The sequence below is a fragment of the Vibrio sp. Vb1127 genome, from assembly GCF_033338735.1.
Taxonomy (GTDB): domain Bacteria; phylum Pseudomonadota; class Gammaproteobacteria; order Enterobacterales; family Vibrionaceae; genus Vibrio; species Vibrio alginolyticus.
The window spans coordinates 752,777-776,972 of the sequence record NZ_JAWOTF010000001.1 but is presented as its reverse complement, the minus strand read 5'-3'; the positions used below and the strand labels follow the sequence as shown (position 1 = coordinate 776,972).

The window sequence follows — 24,196 nt, the reverse complement described above, 5'->3', positions numbered from 1 at the left end:
ACACTTCGTGCAATACGTAAAAATTAAAGATTCGATTGTTGAACAGATTGAAGCGGGCATGCTATCGCCGCGTCAAAAACTGCCAGCAGAGCGTAAGTTGGCGGAGTCGTTCGATACTACACGCGTCACTCTGCGTGAAGCTTTATCACTGTTAGAAGCGGAAGGTCGAATCTATCGCGAAGATCGCCGAGGTTGGTTTATCTCACCTGAGCCATTGCGTTACGACCCTACCCAAACGCTAAACTTCCCGAACATGGCGAAAGCGCAAAATCGCGTGCCAAAAACGGAGTTGGTCGCCGCAAAAGGAACCTTGGCAAACAAACAAGCGGCGCGCTTGCTGGACTTGCAGCCTTTCTCGGACGTGTATCGAGTCGACCGAGTGCGATACCTTGAAGATAGACCTGTGGTATTCGTAACAAACTACATTCGCCCAGAGTTGTTTCCGAACCTGCTGGACTACGATTTATCAAATTCACTGACGGACATTTACCGCGAGCATTATGGCGTGACGTATCAAAAGATTCGCTACCGCATTTCAACCAGCACTTTGTTGGGTGAAATGGCTCAGGCATTGCGTGCGACAGCCGGTACGCCTGCGATGGTAGTGGAGCGCATCAACTACAACCAACACGGTGAGTTAATTGATTGCGATATCGAGTATTGGCGACACGATGCCATCAGCATTGAATCTCTGGCGGAACTCAATCGTTAAGTGGATTTTCTCATTATGTAAGGCTCCATCTCGGGGCCTTTATTTTATTCAGACAGGAACATTGAAATGGATTTGTTGGCGATTGGTCTCGTCGTTTTCTCTGCTGTTCTCCATGCGGGCTGGAATATCCTTGGCAAAAGCAACTCAGGCTCTGGACTCGCGTTTACCATGGCCGCCAGCTTTTCTGCATGTTTCATTCTTACCCCTTATTTGATTTGGTATTTGGCAACCATTGGCTGGACATCATTACCGAGTGAGTTTTGGGGATTGCTGTTCATTAGCGGCATTTCACAAATGGTTTATCTGGTTGGTTTGATTGTCGCTTATAAGCACGCTGATGTGGGTGTGGTTTATCCGATTGCCCGGGCGCTGCCAGTGATGATGGTCGGCGCAATCAGTGTGGCATTGGGACATGAATTATCTAGTCAGCAGTGGCTTGGATTCTTACTAATTACTCTTGGTTGTATGCTGGTACCACTGACGAACTTTCGTCAGATGACATTGGGTTCTTATTTGAACGTTGGTGTGTTCTGGGCATTGATTGCCGCAATAGGCACAACGGGTTACTCGGTAGTCGATAAAGAAGCGCTGAGTTTACTCACAGGACAAGCATCAGAGATCTTGAATGATCAGTACAGTGCAATCTTCTACTTGGGCGTGCAGTTTTGGGCGATTGGTATTCCAGCCCTTGTATGGTGCTTAGCTACGGGCAAGCCAGATGAGATTAAAACTGCGTGGCAGATCCGCAAAACAGCCAGCATGGCAGGGGTAATGATGGCATCCACCTACGGCTTGGTGTTGTTTGCGATGACCATGACAGACAACGTTAGCTTGGTCGTAGCACTAAGGCAAATCAGCATTGTGTTTGGATTGTTTATGGGGATTTGGTTTCTGTCTGAGAAATGGTATCTCACCCGAGGGCTTGGCGTTACTTCGATCGTGGCGGGGATCATTCTTGCGTTGACGAACTGACACATATTGATGAAAGAAAAAGGCAGCAACTCAGGCCATCGCGGCCTTTTTCTTTTTTATTTTTTGGGGAAGGGGTAGGAGTATAAGGGACGTCAGAAACGCAATTGAGCGCCGAACATCACGCCACCAGAATCAAAATCGCTGTTTTTTGAGTACACATATTCTGCATTCAAACCAAAGTGTTGATAGCTCCAGCCGATACCGCCAGCCGCTTCACCTCCGACACTTGAGTGTTCGATGTTCTTGCTCTGACCGTTCACTTTATAAGTGTATTCGAGAGTGTAGAGAGTGACACCTGCCTTGCCGTACAGTTCGAAACCTGAACCCAGAGGATAGCTAGCATAGCCACTCAAGCGAGGTCCGGAGAAGCTCGTATCGGTGACTTCTGAAATCGGACTCACGAGTATCGAGCCGATACCGTCAAACGCGCCTTTATAACCTGCTTCAATACCAAAGTTATGTGTTGGCATGTAGCGGTAATATATTTCACCTAAGAACATGTCGCCTGATTCTTTGCTTGTCGGAGCATCGTAGTTCACATCGCCATAGCCAATGTTTGTACCTATGATGTGCTCACTGGTTTCTGCATTGGCTGACAAAGAAAAAGCCGACAACACTAAAGCAGTAATGAATGAATAACGCATGAACGCTTCTCCTTAGCTTTTAGCTTGCTCGCCTTTTAATATTTGTTCGAAAGTGATCTTGGTGTTGTCTAGCCATTCATAACGGCGACGATACATCGAACGCTTAGAGCGCGACATGCCTTCGATATCTCGACGGGGTGCATTTACATCAATTGAGTAAAAATGACGATTGTATTCGGTGCCGCCCAATTCTTGCCAGAGTGCATCGTAATCCGTTTTGATTCGCCCTTTGCTGTAGCGCTTAGCTGCGTAAGTATGGGACTGCGTTTTCACTGCTAGAATCGTGTTCACTTCCCAAATTTGTGCGAGCAAAGTGAGCAAGCTCACCATCAAGCTTTTTGGTCTCTGTCCGTAAAGCTTACGAGTTAGCTTTTTAATTTTCGCGTTGTTTTCTTCACTGCTTCGCGGTCCTTGTAAGCCGCCAATCATAATGCTGCGTCCAGATTCGATGTGACCGAGCGTAAAAGAGAGCGTGTAGAAGTTGCCATCTTCAGCGCTGTGCAGCACTAGGCTCATGTCGCCTTCTTTTTGATAACGTGCTTCGTATACTAATCTCACCGAGTACAGTATTTCGTCAATTTCAAAAGAGGCTAATGTTAGGCCTTTCGAGTCTGTGTAGATTTCTTCGATTGTTTGTTTAGAAAACAGTTCTGAAATAGTTTTATAGTGATCAACTACCAAGTTAGAACGATCGAACGCTGAGTTGTTTTTGATGATATACGGACGAAACGGTTTCTCTAAAAACCGATGCGTACGTGTACAAAGCAACTCTAACAATGACGATTCAATATTGTCTGAAAGGTGCTTAAATGCACGTTTGTAATAAAGCGCACGTAAGATGAACTTAGCTCTGTAGGTCCAAATTGGCTTGTAGACATCAGCATAATCATCTGAGTAAATCGATTTGCTATGGTAAAAAATGGATTTGTTCGCGGTCATTTTCACTCCAGATTAACTTGTGCTCAATAGCGACAATTAAGAACCGACGGACGAGCAGCGAAGAACCCGAAAAGGAGGAATGCAAAGCACGACTGAAAAGAGGTGGTTTTTGCTGTGTCCGACGTTTGTGTAAGGTTTTGAACACTGTTCTTTTGCTGGAATTCTAAGAGAAAATTGACCTTAGGTATTGTATGGTTTGGTAAGGAAGTGTCAGGTTGAAACCCATTGTTCAAAAGAAAGAAAATGCGAATGTCGGCTGAATATGACGTTGAGTTGCTAAGTTAATGTGAAATAAGTTGAACGAAAATTGAACATTATTTGAAATTGTTTTGACGTGTTTTAGGTCTTTATACGTACCTTATAAGTATCGAGCCAATTTTGGCCCGATGTAAAGGTAAGTAAGGAGAGGTTTATGAAACGCTTAACAACTTTAGCAAGTACGATTGCTCTGATTGCTGCACCTTCTATGGCTCTTGCTAGTGGTTATCAGTGGACAAACGATACCGAAACTATCCATGGCGACGTAATGGATAGCAAACAAGCGGCTTATGAAATGGGCCGAGACATGATCCAAAGCTACCAAAATAAATCATCTGGACAACTCCGTGATGAGTTTACGAGCCTTACAACGTATGTTGATCGCCAATCGTTTTCTATCACTGACTCAAAAGTCATGGTAAATGAGTTCTTGCAAAGTGACGGGCAAGTTGTTTACCAGCCTATTCTCAATGTTCAATACGAGTACCGCATGCGTGATACCGGTAAATACTAACCAGTAAGACGGACTTGAATTGTTTACCACTAATATTTTTTGCTGTTTGTTTTGGGGAGCCACGAGCTCCCCATTTTGTTTTTGTCGAAAGCGAAAATTTTCACACTCTCAGTGCAACATTTTCTATCGCTCAGCGTTAGATTTTCTTGCTCGTTGATTGTCATCATCGTTTGTAAAGTGTTTGCGGAAATGGATGTAACGCACTAACGAGGATACCCGATGACACATCATTCATATTGGTTCAAGCAGGCAATTGAAGCTGAGCAACCAGAAACGCCACAACCGTTACAGCAGAACATTAATACTGACGTTGCGATTGTTGGTGGCGGATACACCGGACTTTGGACCGCGATTATGATTAAGCAGCAATCTCCGGCAAAACAGGTGGTTGTTATCGAAAAGGGCTTATGTGGCAGTGGTGCATCGGGCGCAAACGGCGGTTGTATGCTGACTTGGTCTACCAAGTTCCCGACATTGAAACGGTTATTCGGTGAAGAACATGCTGCTTGGTTAGTAAAAGAGTCGGAACAAGCAGTGCTAGAGATTGACGACTTTTGTCAGCAGCACAACATCGATGCGCAATTATCGTTAAAAGGGGTTTATTACACTGCAACCAATCAGGCTCAAACTGGGGGAATGCAGCCAGTTGTGGACGAGTTAAAGCGATTAGAAGTGAACAGTTGGCGTCGTTGCTCGGTGGAGGAACTGCGTGCCAATGCGGGTTCACCTCGACATATAGAAGGCTTTCACTCTCCAGTTGCAGCCAGCGTTCAACCTGCATTATTAGTGAGGGGGTTACGCCGTGTTGCTATTGATCTGGGTGTAGAAGTTTATGAGAACACGCCGATGACGCGTCTAGATTATGGAAAACCTGCCACTGTCTGTACACCTAAAGGAAATGTTCAAGCGCAGCAGGTGGTATTGGCATTAAATGCATGGATGGTGGAGCAGTTTAAACAGTTTAAAAACAGTATCGTGGTGGTCTCTTCCGACATGGTGATCACCAAGCCGCTTGGTGACGCACTACCTCTATCTGGTTGGCAGGCAGGTTCTAGCGTGTTGGATTCACGTATCTTCGTCCACTATTACCGAGATACGCCAGATGGCCGTTTGATGTTGGGGAAAGGCGGCAATCAGTTTTCTTTCAATAACCAAGTTGACGCAATGTTTAACAAGCCAACACGCTACCAAGGTCTACTGCGCAAGTCGTTCGATAAGTTGTTTCCTCATTTGAGAGGAGAGGAGTTTGCTTATTCATGGACGGGGGGCTCTGATCGTTCTGCTACTGGTTTCCCTTTTTTCGGCGAGCTAGATAAACAGAGCAATATCTTTTACGGATTTGGTTATTCAGGCAATGGTGTAGCGCAGACTCGCATGGGCGGAAAGATCCTATCTTCATTGATATTGGGAATCGATAACGAGTGGACGAACAGTGGTTTAGCCAAAGGACCGTTGGGGTGTTTCCCACCAGAACCGCTTCGCTGGACCGGGGCTATGATAGTGCGCAACGCGGTACGTCGAAAAGAGGAAGCAGAAGATAACGAGAAAACGCCGTTTATCTGGGATAAGTGGCTAGCAAAACTCGCGGGACCAGCAGGCAAAGCGGATAAGCTTGACTAAACTGAAGACTTTAGCCACAAACGAGACAGTTTGCAGTGAAAGTCATTGGGGCGCGATGAAGCCTTGTGTTAGCCTCTGTCTTTCAAGCTCAGATTTAAAAGGTGAGTCATAAAATGAAAGTATTCAGCAACTTCGATAGCGGCAGCATTCACGTAGTGAAAGCGGACGACAAAAACGACATCCAACTCAAAATTCCTAACGACAATATGTCGGAATTCTACCAGTGGTTCCACTTCCGTCTTGAGACAGAAGCCGAGCAATCACACACCATCAAATTGCTTGATTTGGCTAAATCGGCTTATCCAGAAGGATGGCAAGGTTACGATGTGGTTGCGTCTTACGATCGTGAAGAATGGTTCCGAGTACCGGCAGAGTTCGATGGCGACACGCTGACTTTCACTGTAATCCCTGAGCGCAGCTCAATTTACTTCGCGTACTTTGCGCCATACACGTACGATCGTCATTTAGACTTGTTACACATGGCACAAAGCGCGCACCACTGCCAACTAGAGACGCTTGGTCATACGCTAGATGGCAATGACATGAGCTTGCTTACTTTCGGTGAGCCAGAAGAAGGCAAAAAGAAAATCTGGATGATTGCACGTCAGCACCCAGGTGAGACAATGGCGGAATGGTTCATGGAAGGTATGATCCAACGTCTGTTAGATGAAAACGACACGGTTGCGCGTGCATTGCTTGAAAAAGCGGTGCTTTACGTCGTACCAAATATGAACCCAGACGGTGGTATTCGCGGTCACTTGCGTACCAACGCAGTAGGTGTAAACCTAAATCGTGAATGGCAAACGCCATCAATGGAAAAGAGCCCAGAAGTCTACCTTGTGCGTCAGCGCATGCTGGAAACGGGTGTTGACATGTTTTTAGATATCCATGGCGATGAAGCGATTCCGTATAACTTCGTCGCTGGCTCAGAAGGTATTCCTTCTTACGATGAAAATCTTGCCGCTTTAGAGGCATCATTTAAGCAAGCGTTATTGACTATTACGCCAGAGTTCCAAGATGAGATTGGTTACGATAAAGATGAGCGTGGTAAAGCGAATTTGACTGTGGGTTCAAATTGGGTTGCAGAGCAGTTCAAATGCTTGTCTTACACAATCGAAATGCCATTTAAAGATAACAACAATCACCCAGATCCACTTTACGGTTGGTCTCCTGAGCGTAGTGTCTTGTTTGGACAAGATGTATTAGCTGCAACGTTAACCGTAGCGGATAAAATTTAGCGCGACGAGTTAACGCTTTTTCATTATTTCGAAAACAGCTCATTTTAAATGAGCTGTTTTTTTGTGCTCTCCATATCCACGCTCCCCTGTAAAAATTTGTTGCCATTCACAAGCTTAAATGATGATTCTTAAATTTGAGAAAGTGGCTTTTTATGGTGATTTGCGTCACAGAAAGTTGGCTTCTTTGTGATATTCTCCGCAACGAATTGACTATGGCTAAACCAACGCAACGAACTTTATTTTTCGGTTGGGTATGCGGATGAAGCTCATGAATAGATGGTCTTGAGGTTACCTTTTTCCGTTTTACGTCATTGGCGTTTGAATATCATTTTTGATTCTTTCCTACGCTATTTAGCTATTTCTATTCGAAGAAAAGAGAAAGTTACGGCTTCATATTTTACGGCAGTATGCTGCCGCGATGTGTTGCTTTGTGTACAAGAAAAAGGAAAAGAATAATGAAAAAAATCGCTATAGCAGTGGCTACTGTACTTGCTGGTGGTGTGATCTCAAACGTTGCACTTGCTGACACTTACATGGGCGGTAAAATAGGTTACAACTCTCTAAACGATGCGTGTTACCTAAACGAACCTTGTGACGACGACAGTTTTGCAGCATCTATGCACTTAGGCTACAGCTTCAACAAGTACGTTGCAGCAGAGTATGGTGTTGATTACCTTGGTGACTTCACTGCAAACTTCAAAAAGCCTGGCCTAAACACAGTTGACGGTGACCTATGGGCACTAACTCTAGCTCCTAAGTTCAACCTACCACTAACGGATTCTTGGAATCTATTCGCGAAAGTTGGTGCTGCATACATGATGGCTGGTGACGAGAAAGATTTCGTACCAACTGGCTCTCTGGGTGCTGAATACCAAATCAACTACAACTGGAGCCTACGTGCTGAATACCAACGCTACCAAGATATGTCTGATGATGTAATTGAAGACATGGATTCAGATTTCTTCGGTATCGGTTTCAACTACAAGTTTGGTTCTGAGCCAGTCGTTCAAGAAAAAGCCGTTGAAGAGGTGGTAGAAGCACGTCCTGCAACCCGCATTGTAGATCACGTTTACCCTGCTCAAACAACAGCGACAGTACAATTCGACTTAGAAAGTGCAGAAGTGAAAGACGCGTCGAACCTTTCTGGTACCGTTGATTTGATGAATACTTACCCACAAGCTCAAGTTGAGATCACGGGTTACAGCGATACGACAGGTTCTGCTGCTTACAACAAGCAACTCACAGAAAAACGTGCGAAAGCCGTTGCTGACGAGTTCCAAGCAAAAGGTATTGCGGCTGAGCGTATGACAGTGAAAGGCATGGGTGAAGCTAACCCAGTAGCAAGCAACGAAACACGTCAAGGTCGTCAAATGAACCGTCGTGTTGAAGTAGTTGTCCCTGCGTTTGAATACCAAACCACTGAGAAAGCAGAATAATTCCTGCTTAAGATAAAGTTCCAAAAGCCAGCGTGTATCACGCTGGCTTTTTTGATCCCGCTTAACAAACTCAGCACTTTCATCAATTTGTCATCACCAGTTCATACCATGGCTGCCAAGTGTTTGGGAGAGTGTTATGCAAAGTTTACCGCCGCTTAATTTGCTCCGAGCGTTTGAAGCCACGGCGCGATTACAGAGCTTCACTAAAGCCGCAGAGGAGCTAAATGTGACCCGTGCGGCCGTCAGTCAGCAGGTGAAATCGCTAGAACTGCAGTTAAATGCAACATTATTCGAGCGCAAGGGTACGCATCTTACGCTGACCAGCTCAGCAAAAGAATACTGGCCTGTGGTTAACCATGTGCTTCAAACATTATCGACCACGACGCAGCATTTATTTACTCGTCCCAAGAATACGCAAGTTAACTTACATGTCGCTCACAGCTTTTGCTCTCAGTGGTTAATGCCAAGATTGGCTGATTTTCAGCGACAATTCCCAGACATTTCCTTTAAAGTCTCGACAACTGCTAATACAGTTCCAAACGCCAGTGCGATTGCGGATATCGAAATTATTAACGGAGATGGAGATTGGCAAGAGCAAGAAGCCATACGATTAACCCAAGAAAACTGGATTGTTGTCGCAAGCCCCGGCTTTATGCATTTAAACCCGATAAATGACCTCTCGCAGTTAGCTAAAGCGCCTAAAATCTGTACTAGTGGTTATCATGAATCTTGGCAAGAGTGGCTTTCACACCAAGGTTACCAAGGGAAGGTGAGCAAAGTCGTCGCCGAGTTTGAACACTCATTGCTTGCTATTCATGCTGCGATTAATCAACTTGGCGTGTTGCTGGTAAGAGACTTTCTTGTTGAGGATGAGCTGCAACAGGGCGTATTAGTCCAGGCTGGAAATTGGCATATGCCAAGTTCTGGTGCACATTATATGGTGGTTCGAGCATCCGAAAAATCACACGTAAACACCTTTGCTCAATGGTTAATACAGAGTCTTTAATGTTCGTTCAGCGAGTAAGTAGAGCGCATGTGTGGTTTGGCTATTATTAGCAGTAGCAAGTCATCAGTCTAGGACTGAGCGACATGCTTAATGACATCTAATAACCACTGATTTACCGGAGCTTGCTGTTGAGAGCGACGACAGCTCATCACGTAGCGAACATCAAGCTCTAGCCCAGCAGGAAGCGCGATACTCCGGCAACCCTTAGGAACATGTCCACTCATCGTTATGCCAAAATGATTCGTTTGCAGAAGCACTTTTTGAATCATCGCTGGATGCTCAATTTCCACTTTAGGTGTGGTTCTAAAACCCATATGTTTGAGCCTTTCCAACACTGGGTATCGGTAGTCGTTCCATCCCGGCGTTTTAAAAAGTATAAAAGGGTATTCTTCTAGTTCTTGGGAGTTTTGAGCGGGATGATCTTGTCGAACAAAAAATACCGCTTTTCCTCGCCCTAGTTCGGTCTGAACAATTGACTGTGGCAGATCTTCATCAAAGTAATGAATCGCAATGGCGTTTTCACCGTCAATTAATCGTTTTTTTGCTTCGCTACCCCAGCGCAAACATGAGAATTTTGCGTTTGGGGCGTGCTTTAGTAACTCCAAGTAAAACTTGTCACCAAAGTACTCCCAAAACAATGTGTTGGCATAAATAGTGATTGAACCGTCAAAATGAGCTGGTGAAAAATGCTGTGGTTTGATGGAATCAATACTGTTGATTATTTGCTCAAAATGCGCAATGTTCGCTTCCACAAAAGCTGTTGGTTCAAAGCCATTTTTGGTCTGAACGAATAGCGGATCATTGAGCTGAGTTTTCATCTTTGTCAGATTTTTGCTGATTGCTCCTGACGTTTTACCGAGTGATTCTGCGACTAACCGGACGTTACGTAACTCATACATCCGTTTTAATACCAAAATATTTTGAATATCCAGATTAACGCTCATACATTGTCTCGCTTGGCTTTTGTCGACAAATCATATCGCTGAATTTCTTAAGAAAAGACAACGCTCGGTCAATTTAAGTTGCTGCCTTATCCCTGATTTATTGAAGGTAACGATAAGTTATTCTTGGTTACATCAGTTTATTAGCATGGATTTCCATTTGGTAAATAATGGCTTTCCTCGTATGAGCGCGTTTCTGTTGTTACAGTTTTTCCACCGACAGAAAGTAAGAACGATAATAGAGGTGATGTATGAAAAAACTAATCGCACTTGTTTTGATGGTTTGCTCAACAAACGTAGCATTTGCTGGCGATGGGTCATACACGGGCACGATTGATATGACGATGGCAACGAAAAATCAGGTTGACGTAGAGCGTGCAGATTCTCAATTGACGCTGAAGGGTCGCAATGAAATGGCTTATGGCGGTGTAACAATCCATTCGGATGCTGCAACTCAAAAAATTGAACTTCGTGGTCGACGTGATTAATCGAATAGTTTCTTGTTAAGAAAATGCCGCGAAGAACGCGGCATTTCTATATGTAATATCATCAGATCACAATTACCAGATAAGCGCATGGTGAGAAGCTAAGCGCAATGACCACTTGCCATTATTCGCATGGCGGTGCCATATGAATGACAGCTAAGCCCCCCAAAGAGGTTTCACGGTATTTTTTATTCATATCTTTACCAGTCTGATACATGGTTTCGATAACTTTATCTAACGAAATTAAGCATTTACTTGTGCGCTTTAATGCCATACGCGATGCATTAATCGCTTTCATTGCTCCCATGGCATTTCTTTCAATACAAGGTACTTGAACCAAGCCGCCAATCGGGTCACAAGTCATACCCAATGAATGCTCCATCGCAATTTCCGCAGCAATACAAATCTGCTCGTTACTGCCCCCTCTTAGCGCTGTTAAGCCAGCGGCAGCCATGGATGAAGAAACCCCAACTTCTCCCTGACACCCCACTTCTGCACCAGAAATTGACGCGTTAGTTTTATATAAGATGCCGATAGCGCCGGCGACTGCGAGAAAGTCTTTTAGCTGTTTAACATCGAGCTCTTTGATGAAGCGATGGTAGTACATCAATACCGCCGGAATCACCCCTGCTGCACCATTCGTTGGAGAAGTGACGACTTGCCCTCCTGCTGCATTTTCTTCACTAACCGCAAAGGCAAAGAGATTGATCCAATCCATGATCTCCATCGGATCGTTTTCAACTGCAGCGTTGGCTTCGAGCTTTTTCAAAAGGTTTGGTGCTCGACGAGTGACATTTAGACCACCTTCCAAAATCCCTTCCGTATCGAAGCCACGTTGCATGCAGAGCGACATCACTTTCCAAATTTGCTCTGCTCTTTGGTTAATTTCTTCGTCTGAGCGAAATGCGAGTTCGTTTTGGAGGATCATGCCTCCCAAGCTGAAACCGTTCGTCTCGGCTTTTTCCAGCATCTCATCTGCGGATGTAAACGGAAATGGTACTGCGACCTCATTTTGTTGCGTGCCGTTCTCTAGTTCGTCGGCGGTGGCGATGAATCCGCCCCCAATGGAGTAATAAATTTCAAACGCTACTTGATCTCCAGCTGCGTCTAATGCCGTAATCGTCATACCATTTTCATGCAGGGGAAGGTTGTCGCTATAAAAGACGATGTCATGGTCGTAGCTAAACTCAATCTGGTGTGTACCGGCGAGCATGAGCGTATTATTGTCTATGGTATTTTGTAGCGCACTTTTGGCACTGCTCATTTTGATGGTATCAGGTTTATTTCCCATCAAACCAAGGACCGTGGCTCGGTCTGTATGGTGCCCTCGACCTGTCAGTGACAATGAGCCATAAAGGTCCACTTGCACCCGATGCACTTTCGCCATAGAGTCGCTAACTAGCTGAGTGAAATGGAATCCGGCAAGCATAGGACCATTAGTGTGGGAGCTGGATGGCCCGACACCAATTTTAAATATATCGAAAATCGACAGCATAATTGACTTCCTTTAGCAGTGAACCTTTATAAAGGTCTCTAGAACAGTGTTGTTAACTAGATGTTAAAGCTTGTGGGTCGGGAGTGAAAGAAGATTTTTGTAACACTGCCAACTAAGCGCGAGATTTTAAAATGAAGTTAGACAACATCGTCATCGTTTTAGGTAAACGCCTCGTCAATAACAGGTTGACCTCTGAGGGCATAACCAGAGTCGAAGCTTTGTCTTGTAGGACTGCATCACTACCGATAGAGCGAACGGTGATTGTTTTTTGTGGCGGAGTAACGCAAGGACAAAGTGTTTCTGAAGCAGAGGCGATGTACGCGTATTTTAGAACCCTAAACGCAGACTCTGTGAATCCGTTCCCTGAACGTCATATACTCTTAGAAACGGAGTCGTTGAACACGTTTCAAAACATGCGTTATGTTTCCCAAGTTTTGTGCAAAAGTGGGTTGTTCGAGTTATGGTTGGGGCATCCGGTTGAGGTTATCTTGCTGTCTAATGACTACCACCTCGAACGAATCATTGATATCCAGAATTTGATGGATGAGCAAGGCTTATTACGAGTACTTAAATCCGATTGCGAATCCATGGGGGTGACCCTCAATATTCCACTGGATATCAGCAAACATATTAGCGTGCCATACCCACATAAAGGGCTTATGGCGGACACATTCTTGCTACTCGATGAACTCACAACCTACCGAGTTTATTTAGAAGGGGTCAAGCATGGCGTATTTTTCCGAGATTTATCAATTGTCCGAAAAAAGCCACTTATGATCGCAAGAGATACTATTCACAAATTGCTCTCTTTACCGCTCGATAAAGAGGCTTTGCAACATATTGAAGAAATGAAAAAGGCCGTCGAAATGACGGCCTTGGATGAATCTGTAGGTGCTGCGGAAAAGGCATTAAGTATCTTCCATCCGATACTGACGGCATTGAACCGTCGCTTTGACCCAGAGTCTATTCATTAAGCTCGCGTTTTGTGCGGACGGCGCTTAATGCGATCAAACAGTAGCAAAGCAGTTCTATACCTTCTTCTGAGATATTTTTAACATCACGGATGTAATTTTCGTCCATCACTTGTTGCCAAAAACTACCCATACCATACAAACGAGAGAAGACTAATAATAGCATTACAGCACCAACTAATAGCTTCATATGTGGCACCGTTAAAATGGTCGCCATTTCGTTCATGGTACCTTTACCACCTTGGTAAGCTTTGGCGCAAGCCAGTGCGGTGACAGCAAGTGCTGGGAAAACCCAAGAGCCATGATGAATCATGTCTGTCCAATAGTCCGTTTCGCGAATAATCAGTACTGCAAAAAATCCTGCAATCAAAATAGCCGCATGCTTTAGCTGAGGCTGTTGTTTCGATAAGCTGAAAAACGACCATGATGCAATAGCAAGCATCACAAGCTGGAGCGTTTCTGTAACGGAAAGCTCGCCAAGGCTTGATCCCAACACGACATAATCAAGACGAAGACTAAGGTTAACGAGAATACTTATAGCGACAATCATCAAGGCGTTTAAACTCGATTTATAAATAATGCGCTTTGATTTTTCAGTAACAACGTTGCTTGGGGCTGACTCGGCTTCTTTTACTATTTGTGTTTTCATCTTGCTCACCTGTCCCAGAAAATGTGGAAGAAATGTGAATTAGTGTGATCTGTGTTTGGAATTTTATTGTCCAAGTGGAAAGTTATGTCAGGGGAATGTCAAGAATAGAACACTGTTCGATATAGGGTCGATGTGCGGTAAAGTCAGAGATATGTAAAAACAACGTAAGAACACTTTGATAAATCAAATAAAAAAGGAGCCCAAAGGCTCCTAAGTGATAGAGGGAAGGTGACGTATCGATAAAAATAATTAGTAGTTGTCACCCTCATTTTCTTTGTGATTCTCGCGATAGTATTCCCATTGCTCGACGCGTTCATTGTCCGACAGCACACAGTAAGTGACACGTTCGCCGTTTTCCGACACGGTATCCAGCTCACCACCTTGCTGAACACAGTATACGGCTGCGGGATTTGCAACGGAGGTATACTCAGTTGATCGGGTCGCTCCCTCGTAAGTTGAACAACCAGCCAGTACCAATGTTGCAGCCATAGCCATCATTAAATTTGTCTTTTTCATTCTTTATCTCCGCATGGGGTGGGCGAGTATTGTATTGATTATAGGCAACTTTAAGAGATTATTGTCTTATCGATGTTAAAAGTAAGAGGGACGTATAAGAATTTAGATATTCTCATTTATTGCTGATTAGCACGTCACACTTCTGTTCTAGGCGTATTGTTGTGAAGGTCATATCAATCACTTCCTGACAAGCGCTCGAACGTACCTGGTCTACAACAATGATTTAAAGTGTGAAATTCGGTAATATGCGCACAAAACATTGACCGTGGTATTTTCGATGAGACATTTAAAATCGACCGTTCATCCAGACATAGAGCATTTGGATGACAAAATTGTTTTTCAGCGCAATGCAGCGCGAGCCATTGTACTTGATGGTGAAGATGTGCTGTTGCTCTATACAGAACGTTACCATGACTACACGCTACCAGGCGGTGGTATTGATGATGGTGAAGATGTCATTGCTGGATTAGTCCGTGAATTAGAGGAAGAAACGGGCGCCCAAAATATACATGGTATTAAGCCTTTCGGAATCTTTGAGGAGTTTCGTCCGTGGTACAAGGATGACGCTGACGTGATGCACATGGTGTCGTATTGTTATACATGTAAAATCGAACGTGAGCTAGGCGAAACGGCGTATGAAGATTACGAAGTTAAAAATGGAATGCGCCCGGTATGGATGAACATACACGAAGCAATTGCACACAATGAAAAAACGATGGCAGAAAGCCCGAAAAAAGGCATGAGCATTGAGCGCGAAACGTTTTTACTTCAGTTGATTTCTAAAGAATTACTATAAACAGCTAGTTTGCATCATTACGACTTAGCTTCTGTTGGCTCTATTGTGGGCAAAGATTTTAGAGCAATAAAAAAGTCCGGACTCCCCCCCGGAACCCGGACTTATTCCAGACGCGCAAGCGAAGCGTCATCTTGATATGTTAGATTTGTTTCGAACTATGAAAACAATAGCTGTTTTACATTTAGTGTGTAAATAATTATTAGGTCTGACCATTGGTTTTCATGTTTTTTTGCAAACGCAATGTGACGCATATCTACCCAATTGCCAAGCGCAATTGGGGCGCTTTTTAGTAAACCACTACTCTTTCTTATCTTTGAGATACCTTACCTCAACTTTTTTGCACACGTTTGCATAGAGATCACGAGTTTTCAAATTCGCCGAACAGGATCTTGTAATTTTACGTTTCTCTGACATTGAGCTCTGTCGTAGCTTTTATCACAAATTAACTAGCGGAGGCAGTCGGCTAAAGTCGACCAGCGGTTGTGAAATCATAGGAGCGTCTGGAGCAAACAAGAGTAAAGGTTGAAATGATGAGGATTGTAACTGACCGATATCTATCAACTTTTCCAATGCATAGAAGCGGCTGACGTATTGGCGAGTCTCGTTAGGCAGCGTGAGTTGTTGGAAATCTCGACTTCCTGCTTGCTGAATAGCACGTGCAACGCGTCCTTCTCCGGCATTGTATGCAGCTAAGGTCAGAGCCATATTTTGATCGAATTTGTTGTATAAAAACGCCAGGTACTTGAGCGCGGCCGTTGTGCTAGCTTCTGTGTCAAAGCGATCGTCTTGTTTTGTATTTATCGTTAATCCGAATCGTTTCGCTGTGGCTGGTATCAGTTGCCAAAGTCCGGCGGCGTTAGCGTGAGAAACGGCTTTGGGATTGTAAGAAGACTCTAACATTGGCACTAAGGCTAGGCTATTTGGTAATGAGTGGTTTTGAAGCTGTTTGAAAATGTGGTTAATTACCGGCTTGGATGAATCGAGACGCTTGGCAATTTGTGGTTTGTATGGGGCTAATACTTGATACTGCGTTTGAATATCGACAGCATTTGGTTTTGCCTGGCATGTGAATGGAAGGTAGGACAGAAAGGCAATAAAAATAAAAAGGCCTACAGTACTCAGCCGAGATGGCGACTGAATCTGTAGGCAAGACGAACATCGTTTAGAACGATTTATCTTCATAAGTGTGTTGCACAGGTTGTTTGAGTTGACTGACCAACTCATGGAACGCCGCAGAGCTGTGGCCATTGCTCTGATTGTATTGTTGGCACTGACTTACCAACGTTTCCAATAGCGCCCATTGTTTTCTAGCTTGCATACCTATTTGGGCAGGCAAAGCATTGAAAATTCGTTTTACGCTGGCGTCATTACACGCTAACCCCAGCGCTCGCATACACTGGCTTCTGTCATTGGCGGAGCGGCTGAGTTTATTGAGTATCGGCATTTGTTTCTGAACATTGTCGTTCAGTGCCTCTCCATCAAACTTTAAGTACAATACCTTTTGCTGCTGAAGCAAAGGAAGCAGTTGTTGATAAAGCTTAATATCCTCAGATATAGAGCGAACAAATTGTTGAATTCGCTGCGATACTGCGCTTGCCATGATGTCTTCCTAGCGTTTTATTACTCGTGACCTGTATGGAACTGCATGATTGCCTTGGATAGCACTTTTGTATCTAGGCTAAGTTCACCACGCGCTAATGCGTTGCGTACTTGTTCTACTTTTTCCATATCAACATCAGGTAGTGATGCCATTTCAGCTTGAGCGCGATCTATCGCTACGGTATTCGCTTGAAATGCAGGCTCGTGTACTTTGCTCTGTTCGACGACGTCGACAGGCTGTTTGCTTGCTTGCTGTAATTTTGTTTGTGGGACATGACCGCCCGCGACTTTGTCGATTTTCATGCTGTGGTCCTCATCATCATGTTCTAAATTAAGTAGGCGGTTAGAATGTGATAAACATTAAATATTTTTTTGTACTCGAAGTTCAGTGTTACTGACGAGAGCCAAAATTAAAAAATGTTACCCCGAGTCAAAAAATCAAAATTGAGTATGAACCTGGTTTAATCCAGTTACGACTGCTCTTATGACCTTGCCCGAACTTGGGTTTTCCACGTCAATTTGCTGCCCTTTCGCTCCATCTTCTAAGGCGACTCCTTTTGTGCTGGCACTAAATCCATTTTTGCTCGCAATGATTATGACTTCATTGCCTTTCTCGATTAGAGGTGGGGCCGACAAATTGGATGGATTAACCACTTGTCCAGCCCTCAAACGACGAGAGGTTTCTAAGCCTACTGCTTGCTCGGGGCGAGTATAAAAATCGTCTTGGCGAGAGATGGTTCGGGTTTCAAGCTTTATGTGTTTAGCCGTTACGACTTCATTTCGGCCAACCGTGGTTGTCGCGACTAAAACAGGCAGAGTCAGCGAAGACTTTATCGTAACGTTAATTCGCCATGGTGATGCGATATTGTCGCAGCTGACTGAGCGCTTGAGGTTACCGACTGGCAACGTGTTGTTGTCACGACCTGTGATAACTAAAGGCGATTGACATTCTGGCAAGTGATTGGCGGAACCGGGCACCCACATGTCGAAGTCCAGTTTGTACTTCCCCCACTGATTGGAGAGCGCTACGCGATCCACCTCTTGTTCGAAATCCGTTGCTACAACGGACTTTATCTCTTCAACGCTGAGGGTTTTGTCATTGGTGTTGGCGAATGCTTGTTCTGATGTCAAAGCGAGTAACGTCAGCATTATTGTTGAGGAAGTGGACACTTTCCTCTTGTTTTTAATGCTTTCCGAGAACCGGAAGTTTGGCTTCCATCCTTGTTTATAAGTCATTGATATATATAGCTATTTTTTATGGCACGTATCTTGTTTGTATGTTGGCGTATTCGAGCCAACTGTAAGGAAGATGCATGGCGATCACATTTGAAAATGCTTTAGGAGTACATCCAGAGGCACTTAATTTTCGCGTTCAGCGTACCAAAGTCCTCGCCAGTAACCTAGCAAATGTTGACACCCCTGGGTATTTGGCGAAAGACCTAAGTTTCACCACCGTAATGAACCAAGTAACGGCAGGTGGTGTGAACAAACCGGTGCCAAAGTTCCAGGTTCAGGCCCAATACTCGGTGCCTTACCAGAATAGCAAAAATGGCAACACCGTAGAGCTTGGTGTTGAACAAGCAAAATTCACGCAAAACAACATGGACTTTCAAACTAGCCTGACGTTTCTCAACATGAAATTTAATGGCTTAGCGAAAGCGATTGAGGGACGTTAATTATGTCATTCACTGATATTTACTCGATCACTGGTTCCGCGATGACAGCACAAACTGTGCGTCTGAATACGGTAGCCAGTAACTTAGCAAACGCAGATGCAGTATCTGCAAATCCAGAAGATGCTTATAAAGCGCTTAAGCCAGTATTTGCGACTGTGTACCAAAAAACGCAAATGACAACAGAAAATGGAGCTTATCCCAATGCAGAAGTTCGCATTGTTGACGTTGTTAAAAATGCTGGAGATGCAGAGAAGCGTTTTGAGCCGAACAACCCACTGGCTAATGATGAAGGCTATGTGTTTTACCCAGATATTGATGTAGTTGCTGAAATGGCAGACATGATGTCCGCAACACGCAGCTTCGAAACGAATGTTGAAGTATTAGCCAATGTAAAAAGTATGCAGCAAGGTCTGCTTAGATTAGGGCAGGGCAGCTAATGAGTATTGCACAATACACCCCTTTATCGTCTGACGCTCCAGTAAATACAAAAGCAAAAGACAGCAACGGTATCTCACCAAACCCTAAAGACATGAACAGCGCTTCTTCATTGGAGAATGAGTTTATTTCTTTGATGGTGGCTCAAATTCAAAACCAAGACCCACTTAATCCCCTTGATGGTACGGAATACGTTGGTCAATTGGCTCAGTTCTCGCAGGTACAAAGTACCGAGAATATGTCTAAGACAATGCAACAGAGCATGGTGTTACTGGACAACATGCAAGTGCTATCAACAGCGGGCCTTGTTGGGCAAACGGTTTACGTCAATGCGGATGAATTTCAGCTTGGTGAAGACGTACAAAACGGAAAAATCGAACTCGCTCATAGCTCAAACCAAGTCACGTTAGTTGTTAAAGATGAATTTGGTCAATCAACTAAAGTGCCACTAGGTGCTCACGGCAAAGGTGACGTCGACTTTTCAATTAATCCTGAAGAACTTGGTCTTAAACCAGGCAAATACTCAGTGGCCGTAGAAGTGCAAGAAGGGCAAGCAAGTCCAAATGTGCTGATGGCAGGCACTGTTGAGCAAGTGCGCATTCCTAATACCGGTGGCGCAGCATTAGTCAATGTCCATGGCGTTGGCAACGTTCCTTTCTATCAAATCACTCAGTTTGGTGCTTAACCAAATACGGAAATCAGAGGTCTATTTATGAGTTTTAACATCGCACTAAGTGGTCTGGACGCGACCAACACAGAGCTAAACACAATCAGTCACAACATTGCCAACGCATCAACGTATGGTTTTAAAGGTGGCCGCACAGAATTCTCCGCTGTATATAACGGCATGCAACCTGGTGGTGTGGAAGTCGCGTCAATTTCACAGAACTTCGACAAAGACGGCAGTATCACAGGAACTGGCCGTGCGATGGACCTAGCTATTAATGGCGGTGGCTTTTTTGTTACTAAAGATAATATGGGTCAAATGTTGTACACACGTTCAGGTGTGTTCTCAACGGATAAGAACAACTTTGTTACGGCTAACAGCGGTGCAAAGCTTCAAGGTTACAGTGTCGATAGCAACAACAACCTAATGACAGGTTCTGTGGGTAATATTCAGGTATCGACTTCCTCACTGAATGCTAAAGCAACAGACAGCTTAGATTTTGTTGCGAACTTCGACGCAAGCGCGTCTGTTATTGATAAAGCCGTAACGCCATTCAATCCAAAAGATCCAAGCTCATTTAACTCGTCTTACACAACAAAAGTCTACGACTCACTGGGTAACTCGCACACGGTAACTCAGTACTTTACTAAGACTGCTTCTAACTCGTGGGAAGTGAACGTTCAAGTAGATGGCGGTACGACGCCAGTAGCAACTGTGCCTGTAACGTTTGGTAAAGACGGCTCGCTTTCAGCACCAACTGCGCCGTTTAATGTTTCATTCCCTGCTGCAGGCGCGAACGCGATGAGTGTAGACATTAACCTGAAAGGCAGCACGCAATTTGGTGCAGCTTTTGGCGTAAGTACTAATAGTCCTAACGGTTACACATCAGGTGAACTTGCAGGTGTACGCGTTGAAGGTAACGGCATGGTTTACGCGACTTACACTAACGGCCAATCACAGCTACAAGGTCAGGTTGTTCTTGCTGATTTTGCAAACACACAAGGCTTAGCGAAAGTGAGTGGAACATCATGGACTCAAAGCTTTAGCTCAGGTGCTCCAATTATGGGTGTTCCGGGTTCAGGTACGATGGGTGACCTAACTCCGGGTGCATTAGAAGGTTCTAACGTTGACTTAACCAGCGAGCTTGTTGCTCTAATGACTGCACAACGCAACTACCAAGCAAACGCAAAGACAATTTCTACCAGCGACAAGCTTACTCAAGCTTTGTTTAACGCGGTGTAATGGGAGTTTTGCATGGATAGTTTGTTATTTACGGCAACGTCGGGTGCCAGCCGAGTTCTTAAAGCGCAGCACGTTCGTTCAAACAACTTATCAAATGCTGATACTGCGGGTTTTCGAGCGGATATGGAGCGTGTGCGTAGTGTAGAGATGCAAGGCCCAGGTTTTGATGGTCGCACTATGGTTGTGACCAACTCTGCCTCAACACGTTTCGACGCTGGCGATATTGTGAAAACAGGACGTCCGTTGGACGTTGCGGTTATGGGGGAGGGATATCTCTCTGTAGAAACCCCAGCGGGTAACGAAGCTTACACCCGTGCAGGCAATATTCAGGTCGATACTTTTGGCGCTCTAACAATCAATGGGTTCCCTGTCCTCGGTGACAATGGTCCTTTGGTTGTGCCGGATTATCAAAAGATTGAAATCAGCGAGCGTGGTCAAGTCTCAGTGATCCCACCAGGTGGCGGCGCAGAAATTGTGGCAGGCACTTTGAAGTTGGTTAAACCGGAAATTAATCAACTGCAAAAAGAGAGCGATAGCTTGCTGCACAGCGTAGATGGCGTGCCATTCGCGGCAGATGAAACCGTGCAACTCTCTCCTGAGCACATTGAGGGCAGTAACGTATCTGCTATTGATGAATTGGTTAGTGTGATGTCGCTGACGCGCAACTTTGAAATGCAAGTTCGCATGATGAAAACGGCGGAAACTCTAGCAAAAGCTGGTAACAAATTAATGGCGGCGAGCTAAGTCTCGCCCCGCAAGGAGTAAAAAATGCATTCAGCATTATGGGTAAGTAAGACAGGCATGGCAGCGCAAGACACGAAGATGACTGCCATTTCTAACAACCTAGCAAACGTAAACACGGTTGGCTTTAAGCGTGACCGAGTCGTATTTGAAGATCTTTTCTACAGCATTCAGCGTCAACCAGGCGCACAAGTAGACCAAGTTAACGAACTACCAAGTGGTATTCAGCTAGGTAGCGGTGTTCGCGTTGTTGGCACACAAAAAGTGTTCACGCAAGGTAATACCCAAAACACAACGCAAGAGTTGGATCTTGCTGTAATGGGTCAGGGTTTCTTCCAAATAGAAAACTCGGACGGACAGATCATGTATACACGTAATGGTCAGTTCCATCGAAACTCAGAAGGCTTAATGGTGAACAGTCAGGGCCTGCCTTTAGAGCCTCAAATCCAGATCCCAGACAATGCGGTCTCTTTCTCTGTGGGTGTTGATGGCACAGTGACTACAACAACAGCAGACGATCCAACACCTCAGCAGCTTGGTCAAATTACACTTGCAAAATTCATCAATCCAGCCGGCTTAGAGGCCATGGGTGGCAACTTATTCCGTGAAACGGAAGCCAGCGGTCCAGCTGATGAGCTGATTGCAGGAGCTGATGGCGCCGGCATTATCAAGCAAGGTGCACTGGAAGGGTCAAACGTACAAGTAGTAGAAGAGATGGTCGACATGATCACCACTCAACGTGCGTATGAGATGAATGCGAAAGTGGTCTCTGCTGCAGATGACATGCTGAAGTTTGTTTCGCAATCAATGTAAGTATGAAATTGGTGATGATGAAGGAAAAAGCAATGAAATGGCTTTCTAAGAGTTGGGCAGTAGCCGCCGTGTTGCTGGTGGGATGTGCTGGCCGTCAGGAATTTATTCCGCCTGAGCCGAATGCTGAGGAATATGCACCACCAACGCTCGATTACACGCTGCCGGAAACCCAATCTGGTAGCCTTTATCGTCACCAATACACGATGACTCTGTTCCAGGATCGTCGTGCTTACCGAGTTGGCGATGTATTAACGGTTCAATTATCAGAAGAAACCTCATCGAGTAAAAATGCGGGTACTAAGTTCGGTAAAAGTTCAGAAATTAACTTTGTGGCGCCGACCATAGGCACGAAAACTATCGATGAGTTAGGGGTTAGCGTGGATGGCAAACGTAACTTCGATGGCAGTGCATCAAGTTCACAAGGCAACAAGCTTCAAGGTGCCATTACGGTAACGGTACACGAAGTATTACCTAATGGCGTATTGCGTATCAGCGGTGAAAAATGGCTTCGTCTGAATCAAGGCGACGAGTTTATTCGCCTAACCGGTATCGTCCGTGTGGATGATATTAACCGCAGTAACCAAGTTTCTTCTCAACGAATTGCTGATGCAAGAATTACCTACGCAGGTCGCGGAGCCCTAGCTGACAGCAACGCAGCCGGGTGGCTAACTCAGTTCTTCAACAGCCCATGGGTACCTTTCTAATGAAGACAATGCAATCTTTCTTTATGTCTCTCCTATTGGTGTTGACCTTGGGACTACCAGGCACTTCACATGCTGAAGCGGAAATTCCGATCATGGACTTGGTCGATGTTCGCGGCATTCGAGAAAACCAGCTGGTTGGTTATGGTTTGGTGGTTGGCTTAGCCGGCCAAGGTGACCGAAACCAAGTGAAATTTACCTCTCAATCTATTACCAACATGCTACGTCAGTTTGGGGTTCAAATTGATGACAGTATGAACCCTAAGCTACGAAATGTGGCTTCTGTGAGTGTGACAGCGTCCGTTGATCCAATGGCAGGCCCAGGACAAACGTTGGATGTGGTTGTGTCTTCAATCGGTGATGCAAAGAGCCTTCGCGGTGGTACGTTATTGCTAACGCCTTTACGTGGTATTGATGGCGAAGTGTACGCGATTGCGCAAGGCAACGTGGTTGTGGGGGGCTTATCTGCAGAGGGGCGAAGTGGCTCCAAAGTAGAAGTAAACACACCAACGGCGGGTCGCGTTCCGAATGGTGCGACTTTAGAGAGAGAAATCAAAACCGATTTCAACCAACGTGATGAAATCACCCTAAACCTGCGCAAGCCTAGCTTCACTACAGCAAAAAATATTGCGCGTGAAATTAACAACACTTTTGGACCTAACGTTGCAGTTGCGATCAATAAAGCTCGCATTGATATGCGTGCACCAAAAGATACACAGCAGCGTGTCGTCATGATGTCGATGCTTGAAGAAATGAGCGTCGTTGAAGGCCGTAAACCTGCTCGTATTGTCTTTAACTCTCGCACTGGCACCGTGGTGATAGGTAAGAGTGTCAAAGTAAGTGAAGCAGCAGTAAGTCACGGTAACTTAACCGTGCGAATTTCTGAATCACAACAAGTTAGTCAGCCTAATGCGTTTGCAAATGGCGATACGAAAGTCGTTAACCAAACGGATCTTGATGTGAATGAAGATCTCGCTCAGATGGTGATTTGGCCTCCAGGCACGGAACTTAACACCATAGTTAATGCGGTAAATAGTTTAGGTGCCACGCCTACAGACTTGATGTCTATCCTGCAAGCTTTGAGTGAAGCGGGTGCATTGAACGCTGAATTGGTCGTGATATAAGGAGTT

General features: G+C 44.9%; 28 protein-coding genes. 18 read left to right on the top strand and 10 right to left on the bottom strand.

Features of this window, described 5'->3' with window-relative positions:
* Nucleotides 1-7 precede the first annotated feature (7 nt).
* Together phnR and R7H07_RS03420 are read left to right on the top strand one after the other, a co-directional pair.
* Nucleotides 8-712, top strand: a complete 705-nt coding sequence (gene phnR, locus R7H07_RS03425; RefSeq protein ID WP_005374048.1) for a phosphonate utilization transcriptional regulator PhnR — start codon at nt 8-10, stop codon at nt 710-712.
* Between the two features lie 66 nt (nt 713-778).
* Entirely contained in the window at nt 779-1,684 is a 906-nt protein-coding gene (locus tag R7H07_RS03420; RefSeq protein WP_045479898.1) for an EamA family transporter, read from the top strand.
* 92 nt (nt 1,685-1,776) lie between these two features.
* On the opposite strand, the gene R7H07_RS03415 is transcribed toward R7H07_RS03420, so the two are convergent.
* On the bottom strand, nt 1,777-2,328 hold the full coding sequence (locus R7H07_RS03415) for an outer membrane beta-barrel protein (RefSeq protein ID WP_206958702.1): 552 nt from the start codon (nt 2,326-2,328) through the stop codon (nt 1,777-1,779).
* Between the two features lie 12 nt (nt 2,329-2,340).
* Nucleotides 2,341-3,267, bottom strand: a complete 927-nt coding sequence (locus R7H07_RS03410; RefSeq protein WP_005384371.1) for a VirK/YbjX family protein — start codon at nt 3,265-3,267, stop codon at nt 2,341-2,343.
* Between the two features lie 412 nt (nt 3,268-3,679).
* On the opposite strand from R7H07_RS03410, the gene R7H07_RS03405 reads away from it, so the two are divergent.
* From R7H07_RS03405 to R7H07_RS03385, 5 genes are all read left to right on the top strand, one after another.
* Complete coding sequence (locus tag R7H07_RS03405) at nt 3,680-4,039, top strand: DUF3316 domain-containing protein (protein WP_005374041.1); 360 nt, start codon at nt 3,680-3,682, stop codon at nt 4,037-4,039.
* Nucleotides 4,040-4,258: 219 nt separating this feature from the next.
* Nucleotides 4,259-5,659, top strand: a complete 1,401-nt coding sequence (locus R7H07_RS03400) for an FAD-dependent oxidoreductase (RefSeq protein WP_206958703.1) — start codon at nt 4,259-4,261, stop codon at nt 5,657-5,659.
* Between the two features lie 113 nt (nt 5,660-5,772).
* Nucleotides 5,773-6,897, top strand: a complete 1,125-nt coding sequence (locus R7H07_RS03395) for a M14-type cytosolic carboxypeptidase (protein ID WP_085569208.1) — start codon at nt 5,773-5,775, stop codon at nt 6,895-6,897.
* 455 nt (nt 6,898-7,352) lie between these two features.
* Nucleotides 7,353-8,333: an OmpA family protein gene (locus tag R7H07_RS03390; RefSeq protein ID WP_065275126.1), complete on the top strand. Its 981-nt coding sequence runs from the start codon at nt 7,353-7,355 to the stop codon at nt 8,331-8,333.
* A gap of 136 nt (nt 8,334-8,469) precedes the next feature.
* Nucleotides 8,470-9,339 (top strand): LysR substrate-binding domain-containing protein, encoded by an 870-nt coding sequence (locus R7H07_RS03385; RefSeq protein WP_115386473.1) that lies wholly within the window; start codon nt 8,470-8,472, stop codon nt 9,337-9,339.
* A 68-nt stretch (nt 9,340-9,407) separates the two neighbouring features.
* Here the strand turns inward: R7H07_RS03385 and R7H07_RS03380 are convergent, their stop codons facing one another.
* Nucleotides 9,408-10,283 carry a LysR family transcriptional regulator gene (locus tag R7H07_RS03380; protein ID WP_005384388.1) on the bottom strand — a complete coding sequence of 292 codons (876 nt, stop codon included), beginning with the start codon at nt 10,281-10,283 and terminating at the stop codon, nt 9,408-9,410.
* Between the two features lie 248 nt (nt 10,284-10,531).
* Between R7H07_RS03380 and R7H07_RS03375 the strand changes: the two genes are divergently transcribed.
* Nucleotides 10,532-10,768: a hypothetical protein gene (locus R7H07_RS03375; protein ID WP_005374030.1), complete on the top strand. Its 237-nt coding sequence runs from the start codon at nt 10,532-10,534 to the stop codon at nt 10,766-10,768.
* A 121-nt stretch (nt 10,769-10,889) separates the two neighbouring features.
* Here R7H07_RS03375 and R7H07_RS03370 read toward each other — a convergent pair whose 3' ends face one another.
* On the bottom strand, nt 10,890-12,260 hold the full coding sequence (locus R7H07_RS03370; RefSeq protein WP_206958704.1) for an L-serine ammonia-lyase: 1,371 nt from the start codon (nt 12,258-12,260) through the stop codon (nt 10,890-10,892).
* Nucleotides 12,261-12,391: 131 nt separating this feature from the next.
* On the opposite strand from R7H07_RS03370, the gene R7H07_RS03365 reads away from it, so the two are divergent.
* Nucleotides 12,392-13,234 (top strand): YdcF family protein, encoded by an 843-nt coding sequence (locus R7H07_RS03365; RefSeq protein WP_054579234.1) that lies wholly within the window; start codon nt 12,392-12,394, stop codon nt 13,232-13,234.
* On the opposite strand, the gene R7H07_RS03360 is transcribed toward R7H07_RS03365, so the two are convergent.
* A complete protein-coding gene (locus R7H07_RS03360) occupies nt 13,224-13,880 on the bottom strand; it encodes a hypothetical protein (protein WP_005374025.1) in 657 nt (218 codons plus the stop codon). The two genes, R7H07_RS03365 and R7H07_RS03360, sit on opposite strands and share 11 nt — an antisense overlap.
* A gap of 249 nt (nt 13,881-14,129) precedes the next feature.
* Nucleotides 14,130-14,396 carry a DUF333 domain-containing protein gene (locus R7H07_RS03355; protein ID WP_005374023.1) on the bottom strand — a complete coding sequence of 89 codons (267 nt, stop codon included), beginning with the start codon at nt 14,394-14,396 and terminating at the stop codon, nt 14,130-14,132.
* A gap of 277 nt (nt 14,397-14,673) precedes the next feature.
* Between R7H07_RS03355 and R7H07_RS03350 the strand changes: the two genes are divergently transcribed.
* On the top strand, nt 14,674-15,192 hold the full coding sequence (locus tag R7H07_RS03350) for an NUDIX hydrolase (protein WP_005374021.1): 519 nt from the start codon (nt 14,674-14,676) through the stop codon (nt 15,190-15,192).
* A gap of 435 nt (nt 15,193-15,627) precedes the next feature.
* Here R7H07_RS03350 and R7H07_RS03345 read toward each other — a convergent pair whose 3' ends face one another.
* The 4 genes from R7H07_RS03345 to flgA form a co-directional block, all read right to left on the bottom strand.
* Nucleotides 15,628-16,374 (bottom strand): lytic transglycosylase domain-containing protein, encoded by a 747-nt coding sequence (locus tag R7H07_RS03345; protein ID WP_169628646.1) that lies wholly within the window; start codon nt 16,372-16,374, stop codon nt 15,628-15,630.
* Nucleotides 16,355-16,792, bottom strand: a complete 438-nt coding sequence (gene flgN, locus R7H07_RS03340) for a flagellar export chaperone FlgN (RefSeq protein WP_005374018.1) — start codon at nt 16,790-16,792, stop codon at nt 16,355-16,357. Before flgN ends, R7H07_RS03345 begins: the two co-directional genes overlap by 20 nt.
* A gap of 20 nt (nt 16,793-16,812) precedes the next feature.
* A complete protein-coding gene (flgM, locus tag R7H07_RS03335) occupies nt 16,813-17,094 on the bottom strand; it encodes a flagellar biosynthesis anti-sigma factor FlgM (RefSeq protein WP_005374016.1) in 282 nt (93 codons plus the stop codon).
* A gap of 135 nt (nt 17,095-17,229) precedes the next feature.
* Complete coding sequence (gene flgA / locus R7H07_RS03330; protein WP_206958705.1) at nt 17,230-18,027, bottom strand: flagellar basal body P-ring formation chaperone FlgA; 798 nt, start codon at nt 18,025-18,027, stop codon at nt 17,230-17,232.
* Between the two features lie 77 nt (nt 18,028-18,104).
* Here flgA and flgB point away from each other — a divergent pair, with 77 nt between their 5' ends.
* Genes flgB through R7H07_RS03290 form a run of 8 tightly spaced genes read left to right on the top strand, consistent with a single transcriptional unit; the run spans nt 18,105 to nt 24,190 of the window.
* Complete coding sequence (gene flgB / locus R7H07_RS03325) at nt 18,105-18,467, top strand: flagellar basal body rod protein FlgB (protein ID WP_005374013.1); 363 nt, start codon at nt 18,105-18,107, stop codon at nt 18,465-18,467.
* 2 nt (nt 18,468-18,469) lie between these two features.
* Nucleotides 18,470-18,904: a flagellar basal body rod protein FlgC gene (gene flgC, locus R7H07_RS03320; protein WP_005374012.1), complete on the top strand. Its 435-nt coding sequence runs from the start codon at nt 18,470-18,472 to the stop codon at nt 18,902-18,904.
* Nucleotides 18,904-19,587, top strand: coding sequence for a flagellar hook assembly protein FlgD (gene flgD / locus R7H07_RS03315; protein WP_005384410.1), 684 nt, complete (start codon nt 18,904-18,906; stop codon nt 19,585-19,587). The genes flgC and flgD overlap by 1 nt, the downstream gene beginning before the upstream one ends.
* A 27-nt stretch (nt 19,588-19,614) precedes the next feature.
* Nucleotides 19,615-20,811: a flagellar hook protein FlgE gene (gene flgE / locus R7H07_RS03310; protein WP_005374010.1), complete on the top strand. Its 1,197-nt coding sequence runs from the start codon at nt 19,615-19,617 to the stop codon at nt 20,809-20,811.
* A gap of 12 nt (nt 20,812-20,823) precedes the next feature.
* Entirely contained in the window at nt 20,824-21,555 is a 732-nt protein-coding gene (gene flgF, locus R7H07_RS03305; RefSeq protein WP_005374009.1) for a flagellar basal-body rod protein FlgF, read from the top strand.
* Between the two features lie 24 nt (nt 21,556-21,579).
* A complete protein-coding gene (gene flgG, locus R7H07_RS03300; RefSeq protein ID WP_005374008.1) occupies nt 21,580-22,365 on the top strand; it encodes a flagellar basal-body rod protein FlgG in 786 nt (261 codons plus the stop codon).
* Nucleotides 22,366-22,397: 32 nt separating this feature from the next.
* The gene (flgH, locus tag R7H07_RS03295; protein ID WP_206958706.1) at nt 22,398-23,069 is read left to right on the top strand and encodes a flagellar basal body L-ring protein FlgH; all 672 of its coding nucleotides are present in this window, start codon (nt 22,398-22,400) and stop codon (nt 23,067-23,069) included.
* On the top strand, nt 23,054-24,190 hold the full coding sequence (locus tag R7H07_RS03290) for a flagellar basal body P-ring protein FlgI (RefSeq protein WP_373920861.1): 1,137 nt from the start codon (nt 23,054-23,056) through the stop codon (nt 24,188-24,190). Before flgH ends, R7H07_RS03290 begins: the two co-directional genes overlap by 16 nt.
* The last annotated feature ends 6 nt before the right edge of the window (nt 24,191-24,196 follow it).

Coding starts and splice junctions, on each gene's coding strand:
- flgG (WP_005374008.1), top strand. CDS start 21,580: ATGCATTCAGCATTATGGGTAAGTAAGACAGGCATGGCAGCGCAAGAC.
- R7H07_RS03420 (WP_045479898.1), top strand. CDS start 779: ATGGATTTGTTGGCGATTGGTCTCGTCGTTTTCTCTGCTGTTCTCCAT.
- flgH (WP_206958706.1), top strand. CDS start 22,398: ATGAAATGGCTTTCTAAGAGTTGGGCAGTAGCCGCCGTGTTGCTGGTG.
- flgC (WP_005374012.1), top strand. CDS start 18,470: ATGTCATTCACTGATATTTACTCGATCACTGGTTCCGCGATGACAGCA.
- flgN (WP_005374018.1), bottom strand. CDS start 16,792: ATGGCAAGCGCAGTATCGCAGCGAATTCAACAATTTGTTCGCTCTATA.
- R7H07_RS03400 (WP_206958703.1), top strand. CDS start 4,259: ATGACACATCATTCATATTGGTTCAAGCAGGCAATTGAAGCTGAGCAA.
- R7H07_RS03380 (WP_005384388.1), bottom strand. CDS start 10,283: ATGAGCGTTAATCTGGATATTCAAAATATTTTGGTATTAAAACGGATG.
- R7H07_RS03390 (WP_065275126.1), top strand. CDS start 7,353: ATGAAAAAAATCGCTATAGCAGTGGCTACTGTACTTGCTGGTGGTGTG.
- R7H07_RS03345 (WP_169628646.1), bottom strand. CDS start 16,374: ATGAAGATAAATCGTTCTAAACGATGTTCGTCTTGCCTACAGATTCAG.
- flgD (WP_005384410.1), top strand. CDS start 18,904: ATGAGTATTGCACAATACACCCCTTTATCGTCTGACGCTCCAGTAAAT.
- R7H07_RS03350 (WP_005374021.1), top strand. CDS start 14,674: ATGAGACATTTAAAATCGACCGTTCATCCAGACATAGAGCATTTGGAT.
- R7H07_RS03385 (WP_115386473.1), top strand. CDS start 8,470: ATGCAAAGTTTACCGCCGCTTAATTTGCTCCGAGCGTTTGAAGCCACG.
- R7H07_RS03290 (WP_373920861.1), top strand. CDS start 23,054: ATGGGTACCTTTCTAATGAAGACAATGCAATCTTTCTTTATGTCTCTC.
- R7H07_RS03415 (WP_206958702.1), bottom strand. CDS start 2,328: ATGCGTTATTCATTCATTACTGCTTTAGTGTTGTCGGCTTTTTCTTTG.
- flgF (WP_005374009.1), top strand. CDS start 20,824: ATGGATAGTTTGTTATTTACGGCAACGTCGGGTGCCAGCCGAGTTCTT.
- flgB (WP_005374013.1), top strand. CDS start 18,105: ATGGCGATCACATTTGAAAATGCTTTAGGAGTACATCCAGAGGCACTT.
- R7H07_RS03410 (WP_005384371.1), bottom strand. CDS start 3,267: ATGACCGCGAACAAATCCATTTTTTACCATAGCAAATCGATTTACTCA.
- flgE (WP_005374010.1), top strand. CDS start 19,615: ATGAGTTTTAACATCGCACTAAGTGGTCTGGACGCGACCAACACAGAG.
- R7H07_RS03405 (WP_005374041.1), top strand. CDS start 3,680: ATGAAACGCTTAACAACTTTAGCAAGTACGATTGCTCTGATTGCTGCA.
- flgM (WP_005374016.1), bottom strand. CDS start 17,094: ATGAAAATCGACAAAGTCGCGGGCGGTCATGTCCCACAAACAAAATTA.
- flgA (WP_206958705.1), bottom strand. CDS start 18,027: ATGACTTATAAACAAGGATGGAAGCCAAACTTCCGGTTCTCGGAAAGC.
- R7H07_RS03370 (WP_206958704.1), bottom strand. CDS start 12,260: ATGCTGTCGATTTTCGATATATTTAAAATTGGTGTCGGGCCATCCAGC.
- R7H07_RS03360 (WP_005374025.1), bottom strand. CDS start 13,880: ATGAAAACACAAATAGTAAAAGAAGCCGAGTCAGCCCCAAGCAACGTT.
- R7H07_RS03355 (WP_005374023.1), bottom strand. CDS start 14,396: ATGAAAAAGACAAATTTAATGATGGCTATGGCTGCAACATTGGTACTG.
- R7H07_RS03395 (WP_085569208.1), top strand. CDS start 5,773: ATGAAAGTATTCAGCAACTTCGATAGCGGCAGCATTCACGTAGTGAAA.
- R7H07_RS03365 (WP_054579234.1), top strand. CDS start 12,392: ATGAAGTTAGACAACATCGTCATCGTTTTAGGTAAACGCCTCGTCAAT.
- R7H07_RS03375 (WP_005374030.1), top strand. CDS start 10,532: ATGAAAAAACTAATCGCACTTGTTTTGATGGTTTGCTCAACAAACGTA.